General features: G+C 46.6%; 23 protein-coding genes and 1 riboswitch. Of the genes, 20 read left to right on the top strand and 3 right to left on the bottom strand.

Going from position 1 to position 23,835, the window contains the following annotated elements; translation table 11 throughout:
- The 16 genes from J2Z34_RS12070 (at nt 1) to J2Z34_RS11995 (ending at nt 17,076) form a co-directional block, all read left to right on the top strand.
- Complete coding sequence (locus J2Z34_RS12070) at nt 1–495, top strand: shikimate kinase (RefSeq protein ID WP_209460125.1); 495 nt, start codon at nt 1–3, stop codon at nt 493–495.
- Between the two features lie 51 nt (nt 496–546).
- Nucleotides 547–645: riboswitch (SAM riboswitch) on the top strand.
- An 80-nt stretch (nt 646–725) separates the two neighbouring features.
- A complete protein-coding gene (metF, locus tag J2Z34_RS12065; protein ID WP_209460124.1) occupies nt 726–1,625 on the top strand; it encodes a methylenetetrahydrofolate reductase [NAD(P)H] in 900 nt (299 codons plus the stop codon).
- Nucleotides 1,622–2,311: a vitamin B12 dependent-methionine synthase activation domain-containing protein gene (locus J2Z34_RS12060; protein ID WP_209460123.1), complete on the top strand. Its 690-nt coding sequence runs from the start codon at nt 1,622–1,624 to the stop codon at nt 2,309–2,311. Before metF ends, J2Z34_RS12060 begins: the two co-directional genes overlap by 4 nt.
- Nucleotides 2,298–4,676 carry a homocysteine S-methyltransferase family protein gene (locus J2Z34_RS12055; protein WP_209460122.1) on the top strand — a complete coding sequence of 793 codons (2,379 nt, stop codon included), beginning with the start codon at nt 2,298–2,300 and terminating at the stop codon, nt 4,674–4,676. Before J2Z34_RS12060 ends, J2Z34_RS12055 begins: the two co-directional genes overlap by 14 nt.
- A gap of 461 nt (nt 4,677–5,137) precedes the next feature.
- Nucleotides 5,138–5,401: a biotin/lipoyl-containing protein gene (locus J2Z34_RS12050; RefSeq protein WP_209460121.1), complete on the top strand. Its 264-nt coding sequence runs from the start codon at nt 5,138–5,140 to the stop codon at nt 5,399–5,401.
- A gap of 12 nt (nt 5,402–5,413) precedes the next feature.
- Complete coding sequence (locus J2Z34_RS12045) at nt 5,414–6,481, top strand: ATP-NAD kinase family protein (RefSeq protein ID WP_209460120.1); 1,068 nt, start codon at nt 5,414–5,416, stop codon at nt 6,479–6,481.
- A gap of 20 nt (nt 6,482–6,501) precedes the next feature.
- A complete protein-coding gene (locus tag J2Z34_RS12040; RefSeq protein ID WP_209460119.1) occupies nt 6,502–7,485 on the top strand; it encodes a thiamine pyrophosphate-dependent dehydrogenase E1 component subunit alpha in 984 nt (327 codons plus the stop codon).
- Nucleotides 7,482–8,462 carry an alpha-ketoacid dehydrogenase subunit beta gene (locus J2Z34_RS12035; RefSeq protein ID WP_209460118.1) on the top strand — a complete coding sequence of 327 codons (981 nt, stop codon included), beginning with the start codon at nt 7,482–7,484 and terminating at the stop codon, nt 8,460–8,462. The genes J2Z34_RS12040 and J2Z34_RS12035 overlap by 4 nt, the downstream gene beginning before the upstream one ends.
- 69 nt (nt 8,463–8,531) lie before the next feature.
- Nucleotides 8,532–9,233, top strand: a complete 702-nt coding sequence (locus J2Z34_RS12030; protein ID WP_209460117.1) for a 2-oxo acid dehydrogenase subunit E2 — start codon at nt 8,532–8,534, stop codon at nt 9,231–9,233.
- A gap of 37 nt (nt 9,234–9,270) precedes the next feature.
- Complete coding sequence (locus J2Z34_RS12025) at nt 9,271–9,624, top strand: Lin0512 family protein (RefSeq protein ID WP_209460116.1); 354 nt, start codon at nt 9,271–9,273, stop codon at nt 9,622–9,624.
- Between the two features lie 181 nt (nt 9,625–9,805).
- Nucleotides 9,806–10,849: an ABC transporter substrate-binding protein gene (locus J2Z34_RS12020; protein ID WP_209460115.1), complete on the top strand. Its 1,044-nt coding sequence runs from the start codon at nt 9,806–9,808 to the stop codon at nt 10,847–10,849.
- 112 nt (nt 10,850–10,961) lie between these two features.
- The gene (locus J2Z34_RS12015; protein ID WP_209460114.1) at nt 10,962–12,077 is read left to right on the top strand and encodes an ABC transporter ATP-binding protein; all 1,116 of its coding nucleotides are present in this window, start codon (nt 10,962–10,964) and stop codon (nt 12,075–12,077) included.
- Nucleotides 12,070–13,725, top strand: a complete 1,656-nt coding sequence (locus tag J2Z34_RS12010) for an ABC transporter permease (protein WP_209460113.1) — start codon at nt 12,070–12,072, stop codon at nt 13,723–13,725. The genes J2Z34_RS12015 and J2Z34_RS12010 overlap by 8 nt, the downstream gene beginning before the upstream one ends.
- A 64-nt stretch (nt 13,726–13,789) precedes the next feature.
- Complete coding sequence (locus J2Z34_RS12005; RefSeq protein ID WP_209460112.1) at nt 13,790–15,487, top strand: sensor histidine kinase; 1,698 nt, start codon at nt 13,790–13,792, stop codon at nt 15,485–15,487.
- Nucleotides 15,480–16,259, top strand: a complete 780-nt coding sequence (locus J2Z34_RS12000; RefSeq protein WP_209460111.1) for a response regulator transcription factor — start codon at nt 15,480–15,482, stop codon at nt 16,257–16,259. Before J2Z34_RS12005 ends, J2Z34_RS12000 begins: the two co-directional genes overlap by 8 nt.
- A gap of 13 nt (nt 16,260–16,272) precedes the next feature.
- Nucleotides 16,273–17,076, top strand: a complete 804-nt coding sequence (locus tag J2Z34_RS11995; protein WP_209460110.1) for a Cof-type HAD-IIB family hydrolase — start codon at nt 16,273–16,275, stop codon at nt 17,074–17,076.
- Nucleotides 17,077–17,134: 58 nt separating this feature from the next.
- Here J2Z34_RS11995 and J2Z34_RS11990 read toward each other — a convergent pair whose 3' ends face one another.
- The 3 genes from J2Z34_RS11990 to J2Z34_RS11980 form a co-directional block, all read right to left on the bottom strand.
- The gene (locus tag J2Z34_RS11990) at nt 17,135–17,941 is read right to left on the bottom strand and encodes a nitroreductase family protein (RefSeq protein ID WP_209460109.1); all 807 of its coding nucleotides are present in this window, start codon (nt 17,939–17,941) and stop codon (nt 17,135–17,137) included.
- 13 nt (nt 17,942–17,954) lie between these two features.
- Nucleotides 17,955–19,169, bottom strand: coding sequence for a 6-phosphofructokinase (locus J2Z34_RS11985; protein WP_209460108.1), 1,215 nt, complete (start codon nt 19,167–19,169; stop codon nt 17,955–17,957).
- 118 nt (nt 19,170–19,287) lie between these two features.
- On the bottom strand, nt 19,288–19,941 hold the full coding sequence (locus J2Z34_RS11980; protein ID WP_209460107.1) for an aspartate/glutamate racemase family protein: 654 nt from the start codon (nt 19,939–19,941) through the stop codon (nt 19,288–19,290).
- A 161-nt stretch (nt 19,942–20,102) separates the two neighbouring features.
- On the opposite strand from J2Z34_RS11980, the gene J2Z34_RS11975 reads away from it, so the two are divergent.
- The 4 genes from J2Z34_RS11975 (at nt 20,103) to ftsH (ending at nt 23,708) form a co-directional block, all read left to right on the top strand.
- Entirely contained in the window at nt 20,103–20,999 is an 897-nt protein-coding gene (locus tag J2Z34_RS11975) for an NYN domain-containing protein (protein WP_209460106.1), read from the top strand.
- A gap of 9 nt (nt 21,000–21,008) precedes the next feature.
- Nucleotides 21,009–21,347 carry a DUF6054 family protein gene (locus J2Z34_RS11970; protein WP_209460105.1) on the top strand — a complete coding sequence of 113 codons (339 nt, stop codon included), beginning with the start codon at nt 21,009–21,011 and terminating at the stop codon, nt 21,345–21,347.
- Nucleotides 21,348–21,448: 101 nt separating this feature from the next.
- Nucleotides 21,449–21,907, top strand: a complete 459-nt coding sequence (locus tag J2Z34_RS11965) for a MarR family winged helix-turn-helix transcriptional regulator (RefSeq protein WP_209460104.1) — start codon at nt 21,449–21,451, stop codon at nt 21,905–21,907.
- Nucleotides 21,894–23,708 carry an ATP-dependent zinc metalloprotease FtsH gene (ftsH, locus tag J2Z34_RS11960; protein ID WP_209460103.1) on the top strand — a complete coding sequence of 605 codons (1,815 nt, stop codon included), beginning with the start codon at nt 21,894–21,896 and terminating at the stop codon, nt 23,706–23,708. The genes J2Z34_RS11965 and ftsH overlap by 14 nt, the downstream gene beginning before the upstream one ends.
- Nucleotides 23,709–23,835 lie beyond the last annotated feature (127 nt).

Below are 23,835 nucleotides of genomic sequence, written 5' to 3'. Positions count from 1 at the left end.
ATGAACATCATATTGATAGGAATGCCTGGCAGCGGGAAGACAACGATCGGAAAAAGTCTTGCACTGGCTCTTGAAATGGACTTTCGGGACCTCGACTGCATAATCGAGGAGGAGACAGGACGGAGCATAACCGACATTTTCAGGGAATCAGGCGAGAGCTATTTCAGGGACCTGGAGGAAGAAGTCTGTATGAAGGCGTCTCTTCTTGAGAATACCGTGATATCAACTGGCGGTGGTGCGGTCTTGAGACAGGGTGGAATAACACTTCTCAAGGGCAGCGGAAAGGTCGTATTCCTGGATACTCCGGTAGATACGATAATGAAGAGAACGGATTTTTCCGGCAGACCGCTTCTAAAGGATGACGCCAGCCGCATCAGGAGGCTATATGAGGAAAGGATCTCCCTTTACAGAAGCTATGCCGACATAGTCCTGGACAATTCAGGCAATCCGGACGAAACCTTGAAGAATGCTGTCAATATTCTTGACAGGGTATGAACAATTTGTATATAATCTTGTAAAAACATATACTTGACGCGGACAGATGTCTGCTTATCGAGAGCGATGGAGGGAACTGGCCCTATGAAATCCGGCAACCTGCCTTTAGGCGTGGTGCCAAATCCAGCGGTTATGGCCGGGAGATGAGAATGTCGTGATTTAACTCTGCCAACAGGCGGAGTTTTTTTATAAGCGCACTAAGCGTCAGTCAAAAGGGGAGAGGGAAACTAATGAAAATAAGGGACATGCTTGGAAAAGGAAACACTACGGTGTCTTTCGAAATATTTCCGCCAAAGACAACATATCCGATGGAGACGATTTTTGAGACACTTGAAAAGCTGAGGGGACTTTCCCCCGACTTCATATCCGTCACCTATGGAGCAGGCGGCTCATCACAGGGACATACAGTTGAGATCGCATCGAGGGTGAAGAAGGATTTCGGCATAGAGTCCATAGCCCACCTTACCTGCGTGACCTCGACTAAGGATACTATCCGCCAAATGCTGCAGGATATCAAAGACAGCGGGATAGAGAACATACTTGCACTTCGCGGTGACATACCTGATTCCTTCATGCAGGACAAGAACTGGAAGCCTGAATACAAATATGCCTATGAGCTGATTGATGAAATCAGGGATTTCGGCGGATTTTCAATAGGTGCGGCATGCTATCCTGAGGGACATGTGGAGACAAGGAACAAGGTTGATGACCTGAAGTACCTCAAGCAGAAGGTTGACCACGGAGTTGATTTCCTTGTCACCCAGCTTTTCTTCGACAATGAGCTCTTCTACCAGTTTAGGGAGAAGATGGACCTTGTGGGTATCGAGAAGCCTGTAATTGCAGGAATACTTCCAGTGCTCAACATCAACCAGGTCAAGAGGATCCAGGAGATATCAGGCTGCAACATGCCTCCTAAATTCCTGAGGATCCTTGACAGGTATGAGCATGACCCGAAATCACTGCAGGAAGCGGGAATAGCCTATGCAGTTGACCAGATTGTCGACCTTCTTTCCTTTGGAATCGAGGGTGTGCACATATATACCATGAACAAGCCAGAGCCGACAAGAAGGATAATGGAAAGCATATCCACGGTGAGGTATTCAGGAGCCAAGAAGGAAGCATCAAGATGATAGCGGACCTTAAGGAAGCGGCCAGGTATCTTGGATACGGCGCTAATCCTCCTGATGACAAGACAATGGGAGAGATGCTTGAGATAATAAAAGAGCTTGAAGAATCTGCAAAGGGCAAATGGACCTATGGAAGCTATGACCTTGAATTTTCAGAGGATTGCATAAGACTTGCCGGAACCGGAATAGAGCTTACCGGCAGGAACATAAGAAGGATACTTTCTAATGCAAAGACGGCCTATATCATGGCATGTACCATAGGACCCCAGGCTGAACGCATCATCCAGCTCAAGAAGCTTCAGTCTGCCACAGCAGGGATGATTGCCGATGCCTGCGCATCAGCTCTTGTTGAAGGCTACGCAGACCTTTGCCAGAAGGAGATCGAGGGCAACCTCAAGCCGAACCAGACGTTAACCTTCAGGTTCGCACCAGGCTACGGGGACCTGCCTCTTGATACAAACAAGATGATCCTCGAGGAACTGAAGGCTGAAAAAAGGATAGGGATCCATCTCACTGAAACCATGCTGATGACACCGAGGAAGTCAATTGTTGCCATACTTGGGATACTTGATGGAGAAACTGAAAAGCGAAATGACCACTTTTGCGGCAATGAAAGCTGCGATGACTGCAGCCTGAAAGACGACTGCACGTCAAGAAGACAGGGGAGTGCAACTGATGAACAAACTTAAGAGACTTGGGGAAGACATGCTCCTATTCGACGGAGCCATGGGAACCATGCTTCAGGCCTATGGAATGAAGCCGGGACAGAATCCCGAGCTTCTGAACCTCGAAAGGCCTGAGCTCATAAAGAAGATACATGCCGAATATATTGAAGCCGGAGCTGACATCATAACCACCAACACCTTCGGGGCCAATTCCTATAAGCTTTATGAGACAGGCCATTCCACGGAAGAGGTCATTACAGCTGCCGTAGGTATTGCAAAGGATGCAGCAAAGGGTACAAAAACCCTTGTTGCATTGGATATGGGGCCTGTAGGACGAATGATGAAGCCAATCGGCCTTCTTGATTTCGAGGAGGCTTACGACCTGTTCAAAGAGCAGGTAGTTGCAGGAGAGAAGGCGGGGGCTGACCTTATACTTATCGAGACCATGTCTGACCTTGGTGAGATGAGGGCGGCAGTACTTGCTGCCAAAGAGAATTCAAGCCTTCCTGTATTTGCAACCATGACCTTCTCGGACGATGGCAATACGCTCACAGGAACAAGCCCTGAAATAATGGCCATGTCCCTTGATGCTCTGGGAGTCGATGCACTTGGCGTCAACTGTTCCCTTGGGCCTAAGGAGCTCCTTCCGATAGTTCAGAGGGTACTTTCGGCTACAAATACTCCTGTGATGGTTCAGGCAAATGCCGGACTTCCCATAACAGAACACGGAGTATCCAGATATTCAGTGACAGCGGAGGACTTCCTGGAATCAGCGAAGCTTTTCGCTGAGATTGGAGTATCAGTCATTGGAGGATGCTGTGGGACTACACCTCTATATACGGCAAGGCTTCTTGACGCAAGAGGAAGCTATAAAAAGCGTGAGCAAAAGTCACTCAAGAGATTTGTCTGCTCCGCCCAGAGGTCAGTATGCCTTGACGGTAAGGTCACCCTTATCGGAGAAAGGATAAACCCTTCAGGAAACAAAGCGCTCAAGGAGCAGTTCGTGGCAGGCAATCCTCTGGCTGCTGTTAAAGTAGCTTTCGAGCAGGTCCAGAAAGGCGCTGAGGTGCTTGATGTCAATACATCGCTACCTCAGATAGACGAATCAGGCTATATGACACAGATAATAGATGGGATGAGCGGTCTTGTTGATGCTCCTCTGCAGTTCGACTCGACCAAGCCGGAGGTCCTTGAGAAGGCTCTGAGGCGATATTCGGGAGTGGCAATTGTCAATTCCGTCAACGGCAAGAAGTCTTCAATGGAATCCATATACCCGATAGTCAAGAAGTATGGTGCCTTTGTTGTTGCGCTGTGCCTTGACGATGAAGGGATTCCTGACGATGCGAAAGGAAGGACAAAGGTAGCGAAAAATCTAATAGATGAAGCAAAGAAGTACGGAATAGATGAAGGAAGGCTGCTCATAGACTGCCTGGTGCTTACGGCATCGGCTCAGCAGAAGGCAGTAATGGAGACACTTCATGCCATGAGGTGGGTCAAGTCTGAAACCAGGGCACTTACTACACTGGGGCTAAGCAACGTATCCTTCGGGCTTCCCTTCAGGGCGCTTATCAACAGGACGTACTTTGCGATGGCACTTACCTCAGGGCTTGATACCGTAATAATCAACCCGGGTGCGGAAGGGATAGTTGACACACTTAAGGCGTTCAACGTGCTTGCCGGTATAGATGATGGAGCTGTAGACTACATCGCCTACAATAATAAGCTGAATCCTGTGAAGAAGGAAGAAATCAGGAAGGAGGGAGCTTCAAAGTCCTTCAGGGAGATGCTCCTCGAAGGGGATTCCAAAGGAATCCTTGAGATAACGAAATCACTTCTTGAAAAGGAACCTCCACTCTCAGTTGTCGATAACCATATCGTGCCTGCACTTGACGAGGTGGGAAGGCTGTTCGAGGAAAAGACAATATTCCTTCCACAGCTCATAAGGGCGGCAGAGACCGCCGGAACCTCATTCGAGACCATCAGGGCGCGTCTGACAGCAGGAAGCGAGAAACTTGAAACAAAGGGCACGATTGTCATGGCAACGGTCCGGGGTGACATACACGACATCGGCAAGAACCTGGCAAGGGTACTCCTTGAGAACTATGGTTATGAGATAATTGACCTTGGCAAGGATGTGCCGACAGAAGCTATCGTCGAGGCAGTAAAGGCAAGGAGCGTAAAACTGGTTGGCCTTTCAGCCCTAATGACTACGACAGTCTCCTCCATGGAGGAGACGATCCTGGCATTAAGGAAGGAAGTTCCTGGTGTGAAGGTCTTCGTAGGCGGCGCGGTTCTTACCGAAAGCTATGCCAAGTCAATAGGAGCCGACTACTACTGCAAGGACGCAAGGGCAGGAGTTCTTGTTGCAGCTGAGGTATTCAGGCAATAGGACGGACAGATTCAAGGATGGGAGACCATCCTTTTTTCTTTGAGAAAACATTGGAAGCCTCTGAAATTCTCAAACAACAAAGACTGACCTTGAAGAAAAATCAGTTCTATAATTAAGTTTACCTCTTTGGAAAGAATATTAATGGACCATGAATAAAATGTATAAACGGTGCGATATCTGAAATTACTGTAAACCAGTGGGGAAATGTATATTATTTTTTGAGGAAAGTCTAATCCAAGTCAATCATTTCAAGAATACATGTCTATACTTGATATGATCTGCGTACTTTTAATACATTGTGAGTCTTTCGGTTTTGTCATTTCATCAATAATGATAGTACAGCTCGATTTATCAGATAATTTGAATTATCGCAATATTGTCAGTAGTTTGACAATAAATTTCCGTATTGTTAACCTGAAACTGTAGTCAATTGTGAGAAAACATGAAGAGGAGGTATGGAAATGGTAGAAAAGGTAATCATGCCAAAGCTTGGAATGATGGAAGCGGATATCAGGCTCAGTGAATGGCTGGTGAAGGAAGGCGAGCTTGTTGCGGAGGATCAGGAGCTGTGCGAGGTGGAGAGCCAGAAGATAACGAATCAGGTCAAGGCAAAGGTTAGCGGAACTGTGCTTAAGCTGCTTGTTGACGAAGGCGAAGAGGTTCCTATAGGCACTGTAATTGCACTGCTTGGCGAACCCGGGGATGATATTTCAGAGTTTTCATAGGAAGGTCTTGATATGATAGGTATAATCGCCAATCCGTCCTCAGGAAAGGATATAAGGAGACTTGTGGCACAGGCAACCGTATTCGACAACATGGAGAAGGTCAACATCATACAGAGGATACTGTCCGTGATCCACGCTTCCGGGCTTAGGGAAATATGCGTGATGCCCGATGCATTCCAGATAATCGAGAAAGCCTGCGAGCATCTCAAAAGAAGCATGAAGATAGATGTGGAGATAAAATATCTTGATATCCTTATTGAGAATGACCAGGCAGATTCAACCAATGCAGCGAGGATGCTCAATGAAATGGGAGCATCCTGCATAATAACCCTTGGCGGTGACGGGACCAACAGGGCTGTTGCCAAGTCCTGCGGTGAAGTGCCGCTTATTCCTGTTTCAACAGGTACCAACAATGTATTTCCAAGGATGATGGAGGGTACCCTTGCAGGAATGGCAGCCGTGGTTGCAGAGAGGGACAAGGAAAAAGAATGGCTCAAGATGAGCAGAAGAAAGTGCATAAAGGTATACAAGAATGGGGTTTTCACTGATATCGCCCTTGTGGATGCTGCAATAACCAGCGACCTCTATGTCGGTGCAAGGGCCCTGTACGACCCTTCAGCCATCAGTGAGCTTATGGTTACCGTAGCCAAACCAGACTGTCTTGGAATGTCAGCCATTGCAGGCAGCGTTCATCCTGTGGAGGAGACAGACCCTAACGGTGTATATGTGGAGCTTGGTGATAAAGGATGCGTAGAGACATGGGTGCCCATGGCTCCTGGAGTCATGAGCAAGATTGCCTTTAAAGGATACAGGGAAATTGTTCCTCATGAGAGGATATTGGTGAAGGCACCTGAGGGGATGGTAGCCCTCGACGGTGAGAGGGAAGTGCCTTTCAACAAAGGTGACAGGATCGAGCTTGAACTAAGCCCCGACGGACCTGTGGTCATCGATATCCATGAGACACTTAAGGTGGCATCGGGCAGCGGTTTCTTCATTGAGTGCGGCGAAGGGTCGAAGGATGTTTTGGAAGGCTTCAGCTTCTACAGGCGCTGCGGGGAGGATTCTTCCCGGGGAATTTGACTTTAATAGGGGGTAAGACTGTGAAAGTAGCAAATGAGGATCTCATAAAGCTGTATGGCGAAATGTGGCTGATTAGGCTTTTTGAAAAAAGGCTTTCCGACCTTTTCGCAAAGGGTGTCCTTCCCGGATTCATACATCTGGGGATAGGACAGGAGGCGTTCATGGCAGGGACGCACTACAATATAAAGTCTGGGGACAGCGTGGGTACAAGCCACAGGGAGCACGGACTTCTTCTTGGACTTGGAATAAGTCCCAATGCACTGATGGCTGAGCTCTATGGAAAAGCAACCGGTTCAAACAAGGGAAAGGGAGGGTCCATGCATGCCTGTTCGCCTAAGAACGGAGCGCTTGGCTGCAATGGAATCCTTGGAGATGCGCAGACCATAATAAACGGCTATGCATTCTCCCACAAGTTCAGGAATGACGGAAACATAGCGATAACCATATTCGGTGACGGTGCTGCCAACAGAGGTGACGTCCATGAAGGAATGAACCTTGCGAGCGTACTGAACCTTCCGACAGTATTCATCATAGTCAACAACGGCTACGGAATATCGATGTCAAGCAAGGACTCGTCCAATATCCAGGACCTTTCGGCAAGAGCCCAGAGCTATGGCATGCCGGGAATTTCCGTTGATGGTAATGATGTCCTTGCAGTAATAGAAGCAACTGGTGAAGCATTCAAGAGGACAAGGGAAGGCGGAGGACCGTGTGTCCTTGAATTCAAGACATACAGGCATCAGGGACATTTCGAAGGAGATCCTGTAACCTACAGGCCGAAGGAAGAGCTTGATATGTGGATGAAGAAGGATCCTATCAAGAGGCTGGAGACGATCATCCTTGAAAAGGGGTTAGCTTCTCCTGAGAAGCTGCTTGAGGTAAAGAACGAGCAGATAGCTATAATCGATGCCGCTCAGAAGTTCGCTGAGGAAAGCCCGTATCCTGACATTTCCGAAGTATACACAGATGTCTACTTCGAGCTTGAAGGAGGTGCTCTGAAATGAGGGAAATAACTGTAGCACAGGCCATCAATGAGGCTCTTGCGGAAGAAATGGAAAGGAATCCGGAGGTTTTCGTAATAGGTGAGGATGTAGGTAAGTTCGGAGGCTGCTTCGGCGTAACTGCAGGCCTTATCCAGAGGTTCCCTAAGCAGGTCATAGACTCACCAATCTCAGAAACGGCCATCATGGGGCTTTCAACAGGAGCCGCTTACATGGGAATGAAGGCAGTACCTGAGCTCATGTTCTCCGATTTTACATCAGTCGCCGCTGACTACATCGTGAATCAGGCGACAAAATCAAGGTACATGGCAGGAATGCAGGAGGAAGGAAAGGTCTGCGGAATGGTGCTGAGGGTTCCAAACGGAGCCGGCATAGGAGCTGCAGCTCAGCATTCACAGTGCCTTGAAGCACTCTTCATGAACATACCCGGTTTGAAGATCCTCATTCCAAGCACTCCAGCAGACTACAAGGGACTGCTGAAGACAGCAATAAGAGGCAGTGACCCTGTTCTCTTCTATGAGCACAAGCTGCTGTACGGTGTTAAGGGACTTGTTCCGGACGGCGATTATACAGTTCCGATCTGCTCTGCCGACGTGAAGAGGGAGGGCACCGATGTCACAGTAATTGCCACCCAGATGATGCTGCACAAATCCTTAAGGGCGGCAGAGAAGCTTGCCAAAGAGGGTATCAGCGTAGAGGTTGTCGACCCAAGGAGCCTGAAGCCTCTTGATATTGGAACAATTGCAAAGTCAGTGGAGAAGACAGGAAGGGTAGTACTTGTAAATGAGGCACCATGCTTTGGTAACTCAGTTACTGAGATAGGCCTTGAGATCGCAGAGCATGCGTTCAAATTCATGAAGGCAGCGCCTGTAAGGGTCTGCGGACCTGATACCCCTATACCGTTCTCGCCTGTACTTGAAAAGGAATGGCTCGTAGACGAGGATGACATCATTGCGGGAATAAGGAAGGCTCTCGGATAAAGCTTTAAGCTTAGAGGTTTCCGGAGACAAAGACGTCTCCGGAAACCAATTCCAACGGGAGGAGAAGATATGTCAGAAGCAAAATTTACAGAAACGAAGGTAAGGGGACTCAGAAAGATAATAGCTGAAAGAATGTCCATCAGCGCACATGAAAATGTGGCGATAATGCTTTCAAGGGCAGTGGATGTGACTGAGCTAATGGAGCTTCACGAAAAAAGCAAGAAGGAAGCAGAAGCTAAGGGCGAGAAGGCTCCTTCCATAAATGACATGGTTCTGAAGGCTGCAGCCCTTGCTCTCAGAAAGCATCCTGCCCTTAACTCTACATATGAAAACGGGATTGTAAGGACCTACGAGGATATCAATATCAACATGGCTGTAGCAATTCCAAACGGGCTCATGACACCGGTCATAAGGAATACAGATTCACTTTCGGTAAGTGAGATCATGGCAGTCACACGGGACCTTACTGATAAGGCAAGAACCGGAGCTCTTGCAGTAGAGGACATGGTTGGCGGAACATTCACGGTAACCAACGTAGGCAAGATGAAGATAGAGGTGGCAACAGCCATAATAAACCCTCCGCAGGTTGCCATACTCTGTGTGGGAGCGGTGGTGCCAAGGCTTGAAAGGCTAAATGGAGAGATAGCTGACCGGTTCAGGCTTTATATTAGCCTCACAGTAGACCACAGGATAATCGACGGCTATCCGGCATCGCTTTATCTTGAGACCCTTTGTGAGATCCTTGAAAAGCCTGATCAGATACTGGAATAGGTCCTAGTGTCAAACCAGTGTAATCGGAGGTATGTCAATGCTTAAGAGATACGTGATTGAAATTGGAATGGGTGCCGACCTTCATGGCGGTGACATAACAAAGGCAGCGGTCAAGGCAGTCAAGGACGCAGTATCCAGGTCCTGCCTTTGCGGTATAGAGGATATACTGGAGAAGGATGTGCTTAAAATGCATGTCCATGTCAAGATAGGCTGCACAGACCCGGAAAGGGTTGATAAGGCTGCTGTACTTAAGGCGGTGCCGGTTGGAAACAGGGAGATTGAGGTGGTGAAGGGCGGCCTTAATGCGCACGGGCTCCAGGTACCTGTATTTGGAGCAGGAGAAACCATTGAGATCGTCATTGCTGTCCTCACAGTTTCTGTGGACATGTGAAAAAAAGCGTTGGTAAAATTGCCTTCCAGAGCCCTATAATGGGCTTTGGAAGGCTTTTTCTCTGGAATTCATAATTTTCCCAGGTTCATTTTTTAAGACAATTGTCCTGAAAAATGGGTTTCTGGCAATCATCCAAATAGTATACGATTACATCATCATAAATCCTAAGGGGGACCTAGCAATGAAAAAAGTACTGGCACTTTGCCTTTCCGTGATTACAGCAGCTTCGCTTGCTGCATGCGGAAGCAAAACAGAAACTCCTACAACACCTTCTTCAACATCAGCACCGGCTGCTGTCTCGAAAAACCTGGTTATCTACTGTCCTCATCCACTTGAGTTCATAAATCCGCTTGTAAGCGAATTCGAGACACAGACTGGCATAAAGGTTGAAGTAATCGCAGCCGGAACCGGAGAACTGCTCAAGAGGGTAGAGTCTGAGAAATCGAATCCTCTGGGTGATATATTCTGGGGAGGTTCCCTTTCAACAATGAAGCCGCAGATGTCTCTATTCGAGAAATATACATCTGCAAATGAAGGCTCAGTGCAGGAAGCATTCAAGAATACTGAAGGCTCTCTTACAAGGTTCACAGACATTCCAAGTGTTCTCATGGTCAATACAGACCTTGTCGGAAGCATAGAGATAAAAGGGTATGAAGACCTTCTGAATCCGGAGCTAAAAGGAAAGATCGCATTTGCAGACCCTTCGAAATCATCTTCATCCTATGAGCATCTCATAAACATGCTCTATGCAATGGGCAAGGGAGACCCTGACAAGGGCTGGGAGTATGTAGAAAAGCTTGCTGAAAATCTTGACGGAAAGCTTCTCAGCGGTTCATCAGCGGTTTACAAGGGCGTTGCTGACGGGGAATATGTCGTAGGACTCACGTTTGAAGAAGGCGGAGCAAAGTATGTCAAGGACGGAGCACCTGTTGAGCTTGTATATATGGAAGAGGGAGTAATATCCAAGCCTGACGGAATATACATAATTAATGGTGCGAAGAACATGGACAATGCCAAGAAGTTCATCGACTTCATAACAGGCAAGGAAGCTCAGACGATTATCGTAGAGCAGCTGAACAGAAGATCAGTAAGGACAGACGTTCCTGCACCTGAGTATCTGACAAAGAAGGAAGACATCAATATCATATTCGATGAAGAAGCAGTCGTAACTGCAAATAAGTCTGTATGGCTGACTAAATTCAACGAGATATTCATAAGCAAATAACAAAAGGGAATAGCTGAAATCAGTAGAGCCCACAACTCTTGTTGTGGGCTTGAATTCTAAGATGGCGGAATAAATGAATCAAGCTTTTATATAGCGGTAAGGAGCAAAAGGTATGAGCAATTCCATCAAGATTGACAGGGTAGTAAAGAAATATGGAGAGTCTGTCATTATACCGGATCTGTCTGTTGAAATAAGAAACGGTGAATTCTTCACTCTCCTGGGACCCTCAGGATGCGGAAAGACGACACTCCTCAGGATGATAGCCGGATTTAACTCCATAGAGGGCGGTGAAATCAGCTTTGATGATGTTGTGATCAACGACATAGCTGCCCATAAGAGGAACATTGGTATGGTATTCCAGAATTATGCAATATTTCCTCATCTTACGGTGAGACAGAATGTCGAATATGGGCTTAAGATAAGAAAGATTCCCAAGGCTGACATGAAGAAAAAGGTGGATGACATCCTTGATGTTGTAAGGATCAGCGAGATGCAGGACAGGCTTCCTGAAAGGCTTTCCGGAGGACAGCAACAGAGGGTTGCACTTGCAAGGGCCATAGTCATACATCCAAGCGTGCTGCTGATGGATGAACCTCTTTCAAACCTGGATGCGAAGCTGAGGATCGAAATGAGAGGCGCAATAAGGGAGGTACAGGACAAGGTAGGCATTACTACAGTCTATGTAACCCATGACCAGGAAGAGGCACTTGCTATATCTGACAGGATAGCAGTGATGAATCTTGGGGTTATCCAGCAGGTTGGCGCTCCAAAGGATATCTACACAAGACCGTCAAATGTCTTCGTATCAACCTTCATTGGACATTCAAACCTGTTCAGAGGTATAGTCGGACAGGACACTGAAGGAAAATACGTGGAGTTCGCAGATGGCTACCGCACACATATGGATAACCTTTCTGATGAATGTGTTCCTGGCATGAAGGTCACAATCTCGGTAAGGCCAGAAGAATTCTCAATTGACAGCGCTGGATTGACGGTCAGGATAAAGGGCAGGACATTCCTTGGAAAGTACACTAATTATGAGCTTGATTTCAGTGACAATATGATACTTCCAAATCAGCCGTCCATAGAATATTCGCAGGATATTGGAATGGCTTCAGGCATATCATCAGTAGGTGACATGCTGACACTTAAGCCCAATCCTAAAAAGATAAATGTATTCACTGAAGACGGCAAAAGAAGCCTCATGAAGGAGGCCGGTGATGACTAAGCGAAAGTTCAGATTCGACTTCTGGACAGTTATAACAATTGCAATAGCTGTTCTATTTGCAATATTCCTGGTGTATCCCCTGTTCTCACTGTTTTCGAGCGGCTTCAAGGACCCGGAGACCCAGAAATTCACGCTGGATAATTTTACAAGGTTCTTTACTAAGAAATACTATTACAGGACACTTGGGCACAGCTTCCTGGTCTCTACCTGCACAACGCTAATTGCTGTAGCGATCGGAGCACCCATGGCCTATTTCACCACGGTATACGAGCTGAAAGGAAAAGGCCTGGTGGATGTGCTTATCATCATATCCATGCTTTCACCTCCATTCATTGGAGCATACTCCTGGATAATGCTCGGAGGAAGAAACGGAATACTGACGAAGCTGCTTTCTTCGATATTTGGAATAACAGCACCTTCAATATATGGATTCGGTGGAATACTCCTGGTACTTTCTCTGAAGCTTTATCCCTATATTTACATGTATACCAAAGGAGCCCTTAAGAAGGTTGACGCATCCCTAAGTGAAGCTGCAGAGAGTCTTGGATGCAGCGGGATAAGGAAGATATTCACAGTAGTTCTCCCGCTTGTGACTCCGACTATACTTGCAGGTTCACTCCTCGTATTCATGAATTCACTTGCGGACTTCGGAACTCCAATGCTTATCGGTGAGGGCTATACGGTAATGCCGGTCCTTATCTACAGTGAATTCATCTCAGAAACCGGAGGCCAGGCAAACTTTGCTGCGGCTCTTGCTGTCATAATGGTCATTATCACGGGTGCAATGTTTTTGGGACAGAAATATGTAGTCAACAGGAAATCATTTACGATGAGCTCGCTGAGACCTATACAGGCGAAGAAGCTCAAGGGAATCAGCAATCTTTTCCTACATGCCCCGATTTATGTCATTGTGTTCCTGTCGATAATACCTCAGCTTACAGTAGTCTATACATCATTCAAGGCGACAAGGGGTGCGATGTTCGCAGAAGGCTTCTCACTCGACAGCTACAGGACCATTTTCAGGAACCTGGCAAAGCCGATATTGAACACTTATCTTTATGGGCTGGTTGCCATTGTAGTCATCATATTCCTCGCAATGTTCATAGCATATCTGACAACACGAAGGAAGAGTAAATTCACAAGCCTTATTGATTCGATGACGATGTTCCCGTACATCATACCCGGGTCTGTTCTTGGAATAACACTTCTTCTGGCATTCAATGAGAAGCCTCTGCTTCTAAGCGGTACGGCAATCATCATAATAGTGGCATTTACCATAAGAAGATTGCCTTACACTTTAAGGTCCAGCGCTGCAATACTTTACCAGATAAGCCCAAGCATGGAGGAAGCTGCCATCAGCCTCGGGGATTCACCCTTGAGAACCTTCTTCAAGGTAACTGCGGTCATGATGCTCCCTGGTGTAATGTCAGGAGCGATACTCAGCTGGATCACCATAATCAATGAACTGTCGGCATCCGTAATACTTTATACAGGAAGCACAAGGACAATGTCTGTTGCGATATATACGGAGGTAATAAGAGCAAGTTATGGAACTGCAGCTGCACTTGCAAGTATACTTACGCTTACTACAGTCGCTTCACTGATGCTGTTCTTCAAGGTTTCAGGGAAAAAGGAGATCAGCTTATAATTTTAGGTGCAGCTGTAGTATAATTGTCTGGTCAGAAACTAAGATGATTAAGGGGAGGGCAATGATGGGAAAAGTAAGGCACAGCTATTTCAAGGACATCAGGAAGATGTTTTTCCTTTATGCCATGGTTCCAGTCGCTCTCCTCACAGTATTGGGATTAACCGCGTCATGGGCAGTCTGGAAAAATGACCTTAAAAGGTCGACAAGCGATGACAATGTTAAAATTTCAGATAGCCTTGGAACTGCCGTTGAATCATATTCTTCAGTGATCGAGATGATCTCGGAAGAAAGGTATATCCTGGAGGGCATGACTGCAGACCAGCGTGTTGCTATTTTCAGGGAAATTTATGATATTTCGAACAAATTGGACAGAAGAGGCTACCTGTATGTCTTCAATGGACATATGGAAAGCGTAGTAAGCGGCACTTCGGAAATCCCGCATTTTCTGGACATGGGAAATTACCTGGATTGGGGAATATTCAGGTCCATGAGAAATCAGCCTGACCAGGTCCAGCTCAAGCTAGTAAGAGATGATAACTCTGATTCAATGAAGCTGCTGCTTGGCAAAGCCATGGTCTTTGACGGCGAGGTCATGGGTTACGTTATTTTCGTAATGGACAGCATCCAATTTGGAATGGAAATAGCAAGGCTAAAATCACAGACTGTCATAGCTGATGAATATGGCTGGGTGCTTACAGGCAACAATTACAGTCTGCTCGATTCAATGGAAAGATACATAGTAAACCCGGATTCCGATGGAATCCATGAGGACGACAATGACAAATACTATATCATATCAAAGGGAATACTTGATGGCAGGCTGGTTGTGCATTCCATAGCTTCTATGGGAAGCCAGACCAGATTCTTCGAGTCCATTTCCATTGTTCTCCTATTGATATTCGTTATGCTAATTGCCTTTGTATACATGAGCACGAAGAACATGGCTGCAAAGAAGACCAAAGACCTGTATACGATAATAGATGCCATGGAGCGGGTAAGAGGCGGAGACCTTGACTCATATATCGACTCTGTTGCCAGTGATGAGTTCAAGGTAATCAGCGACTCCTACAACATAATGGTCGACAGCCTCAAGGAGCAGATCGAGAAAAACAAGGAAATGGGAAAGCTTGTTGCCGTGTCACAGTCAAGGCAGCTTCAGTCCCAGTTCAACCCGCATTTCCTGTTCAATACGCTTGAAAACATCAGGTTCATGTCAAAGCTTGATCCGGATTCAGCAAGCAAAATGATATTGAATTTATCCACCTTGCTTAGGTACAGCATTGATACACAGGAGGAAACAGTGACCTTCGAAAAGGATGCAGCATATACAGAAAACTATATGAGCATACTTAAGGCAAGATTCAGCGATAGGTTCAGCTACAGCATAAATATCTCAGAGGATGCAAAGAATTGTGTGATCCCAAAGCTTATCATTCAGCCTATGATTGAAAATGCAGTCAAATATGGATTTGGCGGAAGGGACTGCCTTGAAGTGACAATTAATGGAAAAGTATCGGACGGACTTCTTGAGATAACCTGTGAAGATAACGGGACCGGGATGGAACCGGATAACCTTAATGAGGTTAGAAGGCTCCTGGAACAGCAGACCAACAGAAGCGGACATTCCGGGCTTTACAACATACACAGGCGAATACAGCTTGCATACGGACCGGAGTACGGAGTGGAAATTTTCAGCGAAAAGGAAAAGGGGACAATGCTGAGGATTATTCTGCCTGCAAGGAGGGATGAACGGGTTGCTTAAGGTAATAATAGCAGAAGATGAGGATATCATAAGAAAAGGACTTGTATCAACACTGGACTGGGTCGGAATGGACTGTATGGTAGTGGCTGATGCCAGGAACGGTATTGAAGGCCTGGAAATGATTCTCGAATTTAAGCCGGATGTGGTGATAACTGACATTAAGATGCCAGGACTCGATGGCATTGAAATGCTGAGACAGGCATCCTCCAAGCTCAGGTTCAAGAGCATCATACTTACCAGCTATGCGGAATTTGAATATGCCAGGCAGGCGATTGAGCTAAAAGCCTGCGACTATCTCCTGAAGCCTGTTGATGAGGATAAGGTCAGAGCGCTCATGGGTAGGGTGCATGAGGAGATTGAAATCGAAAGGTCAGCTGTGGCTGCCATTGAGAATGCGAAGAAGGATTCCTTTGACCTTGCAAAGTACATTCAGATGGATAAGTCAGAGAGCGGTTATGTGGCAGAGGCGATAAGAAGGATTCAGAGTGACTACAGGGAAAAGATAAGCATAGAGAGCATATCTGATGACCTTCTGGTCTCCTCCAGTTACCTGACAAGGAAATTCAAGGAGGTCACCGGCCATAAATTCCTGGACTTCCTGAACCTTTTCAGAGTACAACAGGCAGTCAAACTTCTGTCGACAGGCAGATACAGGGTCTACGAGATTTCTGAAATGACAGGATTTACTGATTACAAGCACTTTTGTACTGTATTCAAGAGATACACTTCAATGTCTCCTATGACATACACAAAGAAAAAAGGTATTCAATAAAGGAAGGTGACAAATGGGTAGATACAGCGGAAAGCTGCTGCTGAGCGACCTTGATGGCACTCTGCTGGACAATGGCGGCATAGTGTCAGAGGATAACAAAATTGCGATAAGAGAGTTTATTGAAAATGGGGGCCTCTTTGGAGTGGCTACCGGGAGAAGCCATCAGAATTTCAGGAAATTCATGGATGGCGTTGATATCAACGCGCCCTGCATCCTATACAACGGGTGTGCCCTTTATGACAGTGAGAAGGACATGTTCCTTGATGCAGTCTATTTGCCTGTAGAAAGGCTAAAGGAATGGGTAGAATATTGTCTTTACGTCCATCCTGAGGTTATGATGCACATATATACCCCTGACTCGTGCCATATCGTATCTTCAGAAGAAAAGGGTAATCCAGGAATATTTTCTGACCATCAGCCAGCTCTGTATTCAGGTTTCGAGGAAGTCCTGAACAAACAATGGCTTAAGATCCTGGCCTATGGAAAGGCAGATGAGCTCAAGGAAATTGAAAAAAAGCTTATTGAGATGGAAATAGAGGATGATGTTCATCATGTGTACTCGTCGGATGTATATCTTGAAATACTACCTCCAACAGCTACGAAGGGCTTCATGCTTGAAAAGCTTAGAGGGATCATGGGGTCAAATATGAGGATATACGCAGTCGGGGACTACATGAACGACCTTGAGATGATTACTTCTGCAGATGTTGGTATCGCTATGGGAAATGCTAATCAAAAAATCAAGGATATCGCCGATATTGTAACTGTATCCAATGAAGAAAGCGCAATCGCTGAAATCATAAGGAACTTGATATGAAACGAAGCCCGCCATCGGCTCATTGAGCTGATGACGGGCTTCAAATTTTCCTGTGTGGTTACCTGAGGTCAAGCTCCAGTTCCTTCTTCAGCGGAAGCCGGTCTGGATTCTTAAGGTAAGGGTATCCGAATAATGTAGCTCCTCCAACCCATTCATCATCTGCTATACCAAGGAGTTTTCTCATTTCCTGGTTCTTCCTCAAGGCTCTTGTTATGAAGCCAGCCCAGCAGGTGCCGATTCCCATGCAATGAGCTGAAAGCTCGAAATAGGAAAGTGCGATTGCTGCATCCTCTGGCCACTCATGTGATGAGGGTATCAAAGCGACTACGAGCATGGGGGCACCTCTGAATACGGGGTCAAGTCCTGATTTGATCTGATCCTCCTGAACCGCATATCTTTTGTCTGTGATCATTCCGGAGTCTGTCTTGAGGTTCTCTTCATAAAGCCTTCTAAGTTCGTCCATGGTCTCTTTCTTTTCAGCGATTACCCATCTTACAGGCTGTTTGTTTGAAGCAGAAGGGGCATACCTTGTCATGTCCATAAGCCTCATCAGGGCTTGAGATTCCACCTTGTCGCTCCTAAAGCTTCTTGTGCTTCTCCTTGTGCAGATAAGCCTCCTCGCTTCATCCTGAGATGGAAAATCTGAAGCCGAAAGGTCTTCAGCATCCTCCCATTTGTAGAAGGAGAGGTTAGCAGCCTCGAACCTGCAGTTTATTACGCAATGACCGCAGCGTATGCAGTACCATTCATCTTCCTCAGAAACCTGAGGATATCCATCTTCATCTGGTTTGACAATATACCTTGGGCAAGCCTTCATACAGTCGCCGCAAAGCGTGCATTTATCCTTGTCAGCATAAAACAGCATCAGTCCACCATCCTTATTTTATGAGAAGCTTATCCGCTCTTGGCGCTCTCAGCATGCTTGCGGAAGGCATCCCGGTCCCGAGAAGGGGAGTAAGGTAATACTTGAATTCATTTGTCACATTGTTGCCCCTTGCATTGATGAATTCAGGAGGCATGAGCTTGGTAAGTCCTGCAACATCCTTGAGCTTTGACAGCTTATAGTCTACTGAGTAGAAGCCGGTTCTGTGTATAGTTATTGACCCGTCTATGTTGTGCCATATTGCGAACTGGGCAGCCTTCTCACCGACCTCCCTGGCTTCCCTCTGGTCAACATCAGAGACGCAGCCGAGGAAAGACCTCTGAAGGTATCCGAATGTGTCGGACCTGACTCTCTTTATTCCAAGGTTGTCCTTAACAAGCTTCGAAAGCAGGTCTCCCAGCGCTCCAGTTCCTGAGAGCTGCAGGTTGCCGTGGGAATCACGTTCCTTTTCTTCAAGCTTTGTTATTATGGGCACTCCGAATTCATCCTGGATGCCTTCTGAGACCGCGATGACGCATCTTCCGTACTTGTCGTATATCGACTTGACATCAGCAAGGAATTCATCGGTCTTGAATGCCCTTTCAGGCAGGTATATCAGGTGAGGTCCGTCGTCGGGATACTTCTGCGCGATTGAAGCAGCTGCAGTAAGGAATCCGGCGTTCCTGCCCATGACAACACCAATGTGTACTCCTGGAAGAGCTCTGTTGTCCAGGTTTATGCCTATGAAGGCCTGTGCCACGAACTTAGCTGCAGAAGGGTATCCCGGAGTATGGTCGTTTATCACCAGGTCATTGTCTATGGTCTTTGGTATGTGAATGGCCCTGAATTCGTAGTTGGATCTCTCAGCCTGCTCATTTACTATCCTTACTGTATCCGCAGAATCGTTTCCGCCGATATAGAAGAAGTACCTTACATCATGTGCCTTGAAAACCTTGAATATTTCCTGGCAGTACGCCTCATCAGGCTTGTCCCTTGTTGAGAACAGGGCAGATGATGGTGTTACAGCCACCCGTTCAAGGTTATGGGTGGTTTCCTGGGTAAGGTCGAGGAAGTCTTCATTCACTATTCCCTTGACTCCGTTGACCGCTCCGTACACCTTGGTTATCTGCTGGAACTTCCTTGATTCGAGAACAACTCCCACCAGGGACTGGTTGATTACGGCTGTAGGTCCGCCGCCTTGTGCAACTACTACTTTTCCTTCAAGCTTCATCTTTATCACTCCTCGAATGTTTCTTTCGTGCTATTCTAAACGTTTACCATTTTGAATAAATGATACCACAATTCAATTGAAATCAAAACATCCGTAACGCTGGAAATGCTGGAAATGCTCAATTTTCGAGCATTTCCAGCATCATAAGCGCAGGGTCTATTACCTTTATAGGACTTTTTTTCACCAAAGCGTCCCTGAACCAGGAAAAATGGGTGCATCCAAGAACAAGGGCTTCACAGCCTGAGGATCTGAAGAATCCTATTAGGCTTTCAAGGTCAAATGCATCAACTATCTTCTCAGGGTCCATTCCTGTCTCCACCGCATCAACGAGCTCCAAAGAACCCAATCCAGTGACTCTAGTGTCGCTTTTGCCGGACTGGAGTGCCTTCTCTATGCCGCAGGCGCTCTGGCTGTTTGCGGCGATAACCGCAAGGCTTCTGTAGCTCTTACCGAGGTCCCTGTAGACCATCAGAGGGGTGATCATCCTGACCCCCTTCTTGTTACCTATGTCCTCCATGTCAACTGCCGCTGAAATGGAATTGCAATATACGAAAACCGTGCCCATTCCCTGAGCCCTGATCTCATCCACCTTATCTTCTATGATCTTTCGGAGCCTTTCAGGATAAAGGACCTGGAGTATGCTTTGCTCTTCAGGTGTATCTGAAATCGGAAAAGGCTTCGCCTCATATCCATGTTCCTCAAGAAGGCTTTTTCCCATTGACGTATCCACTGGTGTACCTGCTATTACTGCTATCATGCGACCACTTCCCATCAAAGTATATCTCCCATTTTAACCCTTAAGGCTCTGAAGGTACAGCCTCAAATCTATCTCATCGTTTACAAAATTCGTGCGAAGTACAAAAAAATGCTCTATACTGATACTTAGGTAACACACGGAAAGGAGTGCGCGTTGCAAAAAACGCGCGGCAAAATATGATTGACGATAGAAAATTTGCAGTACTTATCGACGCCGACAATGTATCGGCGAAGTACATAAAGTTCATACTTGATGAGATTTCAAACTATGGGGTAGCCACATACAAGAGGATATACGGAGACTGGACCAAACCACAGGTAGCATCCTGGAAGGACGTCCTTCTTGAAAATTCCGTGACTCCGGTACAGCAGTACGGGTACACAGTAGGCAAGAATGCGACAGACTCTGCCATGATAATCGATGCCATGGACATCCTTTATTCGGGTAATGTAGATGGGTACTGCATTGTCTCCTCGGACAGCGACTTCACCAAGCTTTCAGCAAGACTGAGAGAATCTGGCATGATGGTGGTAGGAATGGGAGAAAAGAAGACCCCCAAACCATTCATTGCTGCCTGCAACCAGTTCAAGTATCTTGATGTACTGGCTGAGTCAGAGAAGAAAGCACTTGAAGAAGGATCCAATCAGGATATGAAATCAAAGCCTGTTGAAGGAAAACCTGATACCAAGGTCGCAACAAACGGCACAAAGCCTCAGGAACAGACCGAGACTGGCAAGTATATGACTGACATCAGCGTCATAAAGTCCGCAATCATAAGGATGATGAATGAGGTCGATGCAGAGGACCAGAGCATGAACATGGGAGAAATCGGAAACCGGCTGGTTAAAAGGTATCCGGATTTCGACGTCAGGAACTACGGAGACACCAAGCTGTCTAAGTTCCTCAAGAAGTTCGATTTCCTTGAGATACATCAGAAAGGCAAGGGTACATCAATGTGGGTGTCACTCAAATCTGATATTCCAAAGGAGCCTGAAGAGACGCCTGAGCCTGTTGTAAAGAAAAAGAGACGTACCTACAAGGCCAAGCGAAGGATCGTAAAGATAGAGGATTAGGAGGGAAAGATGGAAACCACCATACATGTTTCACTCGATATTGATGAAGCCATAGAAACACTTGATGATGCCGTGATCAACGGAAGCATTACAGGAGAAAAGCTCGATCACTACGAGGTCAGGTTCAGTGACAGAAGGGTAGTGGTAATGGTATACGAGAAGCATTTCTACAGGGTTGGCAACAGACTTACACTGACTGTAACAATCGACGACGCTGCCGGTGCCACAAGGGTCCACTATGTAGGCGGTGGAGGCGGAGAAGGACTCTTCAGGTTCGACTGGGGTGCTTCCCAAAGCTTCGGAAAGATAGTGGAGGACTCACTCAGACCTTATGAGACCTGGCTGTAAAGTTAAAAATCGATTAAAAGCCCCCGGAAGATGATTTCCGGGGGTATAGTTTTACTATGAACTATAATATTTATAAATTATAAGCAAATTGAGGGATAATGATGGAGATGAACGAATTCAAGGCAAAGCTTCTTCAAAGCACGAGAAAGCTTAACGAGGCCATGGACGGCTGTCTTGACAGGATGGGAAGCTTAGAAGACCTTACACCCAACCAGGCAAGGATCATTATGATCATGAATATTGAAGGATCTGCCAGCATGGGCAAGATTTCTGATTCAGCATCCATAGCAGGAGGAAACCTGACAAACATCTGCAAGGTCCTTGAGAAGAGAGGGCTTGTGGAGAGGGGAAGAGATCCGTCTGATGACAGGAAGGTGCTGATGCAGCTTACCCTTAAAGGCCAGGAAATAGCCTCCAAGCTTGACGATTGGCTTACAGGGAGAATGGAAAAGGGCATGCCTCTGAATCGTGAGGACCTGATGCTTATGGTAGAAGGTCTTGAGAAGCTCTCGGTAATGATTATCGAAATGACAAAGGAGAAAATTGATGAAAGAGATTAAACCGCCAAAAAAATCACTGATGTTCTACTACAGCATAGTACTGATTATAATGCTGCTGTTCAATACGTTCGTAGTTCCGGCCATCATGAACGCTTCAATAAGCGAAGTGGATTATGGAACATTCCTTTCCATGGTAGATTCAGGGTCAGTCAAGACAGTTGAAATACAGGAAACCAAGATACTTTATAACGCACCTGATGCGCAGGGCAAGGATGCCGTGTACATGACAGGCAGGATGGAAGATACAGGGCTTGTGGACAGGCTTTACGCCAAGGGCGTAAGCTTCAGCAAGGTTATTCCGCAGGAGGCGTCACCGATCATGTCATTCCTCCTCACATGGATACTCCCAATAGGATTATTCCTTTATCTTGGACAGAAGCTTTCCGGAAAGCTTAACCAGGGTGGAATGGGAAATGCAATGTCATTCGGAAAGAGCAGTGCCAAGGTTTATGTTGAAGCCCAGACAGGCAAGACCTTCGCGGACGTGGCTGGTCAGGATGAAGCTAAGGATGCTCTAAGGGAGATTGTGGACTTTCTGCATGATCCCAAAAAGTATGCAGATATTGGAGCCATCATACCTAAAGGAGCTCTCCTGGTAGGACCTCCCGGAACAGGAAAGACTCTGCTTGCAAAGGCCGTAGCCGGAGAATCAAAGGTTCCGTTTTTCTCGATCTCAGGTTCTGAGTTCGTTGAGATGTTTGTAGGTATGGGTGCAGCAAGGGTCAGGGATCTTTTCAAACAGGCCCAGGAGAAGGCTCCCTGCATAGTCTTCATAGACGAGATAGACACTATAGGCAAGAAAAGGGATTCCGGCGGAATCGGCGGTAATGATGAGAGGGAGCAGACACTGAACCAGCTCCTTTCAGAGATGGATGGATTTTCAGCCGACAAGGGAGTTGTCATCCTTGCTGCGACCAACAGGCCCGAGACTTTAGACAAGGCGCTTCTCAGACCCGGAAGGTTCGACAGGAGGATCCCGGTGGAGCTTCCAGACCTTGCAGGAAGGGAAGCGATACTCAAGGTACATGCGAAAAAAATAAAGCTCGATGCAGGAGTTGACTTCAATGTGATCGCAAGAGCGACATCCGGAGCCTCCGGAGCAGACCTTGCCAACATTATAAACGAAGGTGCCCTGAGAGCTGTAAAGCTCGGCAGGAAGACTGTCATACAGGAGGACCTTGAGGAGTCGGTTGAGGTAGTAATAGCAGGTTATCAGAGAAAGAATGCGGTAATAAGCATGAAGGACAAGCTTACAATATCCTATCATGAGATTGGGCATGCCCTTGTTGCGGCGATGCAGAAGGATTCTGCCCCGGTCCACAAGATAACCATAATACCAAGGACATCTGGAGCTCTTGGCTACACCATGCAGATTGACGAAGTGGAGCAGGTGCTTCTGACAAAGGAGCAGGCTCTCGACAAGATCACAACATACATGGGAGGACGTGCAGCTGAAGAACTGATCTTCGGGACGGTCACATCTGGCGCTTCAAATGACATAGAGATGGCAACAAAGATTGCCAGGGCAATGGTCACACGGTACGGAATGAGCGAGAATTTCGACATGATGGCGCTTGAGACTGTGGTAAATCCTTATCTTGGAGGAGATACTCAGCTTATGGTTTCAGCCGACACCGCAGCCAAGGTCGACCAAGAGATATTGGCGATAATAAAGTCATGCCACATAAAGGCAACGGACATACTTGAAGCGAACAAGCAGAAGCTCCATGACCTGACAAAGTTCCTTCTTGAGAAGGAGACAATAACAGGCGAGGAGTTCATGGAACTCTTGGCAGCATAACCAGAAGTCGGTTTGGATAGATTTTGAGTGTGTATAAACATTCCTGAAAACGCATTTCGAAGGTTTGCATATTTTGAATTAATCCGCCTGAAAGCCTGAGTCGAACATTCTGTGATTTTCAATCATT

Source organism: Youngiibacter multivorans, from assembly GCF_017873395.1.
Lineage (GTDB): Bacteria > Bacillota > Clostridia > Clostridiales > Clostridiaceae > Youngiibacter > Youngiibacter multivorans.
Note: the sequence above shows the minus strand (reverse complement) of the source record. Positions and strands in the feature narration are given on the sequence as shown.

Coding starts and splice junctions, on each gene's coding strand:
- J2Z34_RS11975 (WP_209460106.1), top strand. CDS start 20,103: ATGATTGACGATAGAAAATTTGCAGTACTTATCGACGCCGACAATGTA.
- J2Z34_RS11965 (WP_209460104.1), top strand. CDS start 21,449: ATGGAGATGAACGAATTCAAGGCAAAGCTTCTTCAAAGCACGAGAAAG.
- J2Z34_RS12060 (WP_209460123.1), top strand. CDS start 1,622: ATGATAGCGGACCTTAAGGAAGCGGCCAGGTATCTTGGATACGGCGCT.
- J2Z34_RS11995 (WP_209460110.1), top strand. CDS start 16,273: ATGGGTAGATACAGCGGAAAGCTGCTGCTGAGCGACCTTGATGGCACT.
- J2Z34_RS12015 (WP_209460114.1), top strand. CDS start 10,962: ATGAGCAATTCCATCAAGATTGACAGGGTAGTAAAGAAATATGGAGAG.
- J2Z34_RS12005 (WP_209460112.1), top strand. CDS start 13,790: ATGGGAAAAGTAAGGCACAGCTATTTCAAGGACATCAGGAAGATGTTT.
- ftsH (WP_209460103.1), top strand. CDS start 21,894: ATGAAAGAGATTAAACCGCCAAAAAAATCACTGATGTTCTACTACAGC.
- J2Z34_RS12070 (WP_209460125.1), top strand. CDS start 1: ATGAACATCATATTGATAGGAATGCCTGGCAGCGGGAAGACAACGATC.
- J2Z34_RS11990 (WP_209460109.1), bottom strand. CDS start 17,941: ATGCTGTTTTATGCTGACAAGGATAAATGCACGCTTTGCGGCGACTGT.
- J2Z34_RS11970 (WP_209460105.1), top strand. CDS start 21,009: ATGGAAACCACCATACATGTTTCACTCGATATTGATGAAGCCATAGAA.
- J2Z34_RS12010 (WP_209460113.1), top strand. CDS start 12,070: ATGACTAAGCGAAAGTTCAGATTCGACTTCTGGACAGTTATAACAATT.
- J2Z34_RS12020 (WP_209460115.1), top strand. CDS start 9,806: ATGAAAAAAGTACTGGCACTTTGCCTTTCCGTGATTACAGCAGCTTCG.
- J2Z34_RS12055 (WP_209460122.1), top strand. CDS start 2,298: ATGAACAAACTTAAGAGACTTGGGGAAGACATGCTCCTATTCGACGGA.
- J2Z34_RS11985 (WP_209460108.1), bottom strand. CDS start 19,169: ATGAAGCTTGAAGGAAAAGTAGTAGTTGCACAAGGCGGCGGACCTACA.
- metF (WP_209460124.1), top strand. CDS start 726: ATGAAAATAAGGGACATGCTTGGAAAAGGAAACACTACGGTGTCTTTC.
- J2Z34_RS12035 (WP_209460118.1), top strand. CDS start 7,482: ATGAGGGAAATAACTGTAGCACAGGCCATCAATGAGGCTCTTGCGGAA.
- J2Z34_RS12045 (WP_209460120.1), top strand. CDS start 5,414: ATGATAGGTATAATCGCCAATCCGTCCTCAGGAAAGGATATAAGGAGA.
- J2Z34_RS12030 (WP_209460117.1), top strand. CDS start 8,532: ATGTCAGAAGCAAAATTTACAGAAACGAAGGTAAGGGGACTCAGAAAG.
- J2Z34_RS12050 (WP_209460121.1), top strand. CDS start 5,138: ATGGTAGAAAAGGTAATCATGCCAAAGCTTGGAATGATGGAAGCGGAT.
- J2Z34_RS12025 (WP_209460116.1), top strand. CDS start 9,271: ATGCTTAAGAGATACGTGATTGAAATTGGAATGGGTGCCGACCTTCAT.
- J2Z34_RS11980 (WP_209460107.1), bottom strand. CDS start 19,941: ATGGGAAGTGGTCGCATGATAGCAGTAATAGCAGGTACACCAGTGGAT.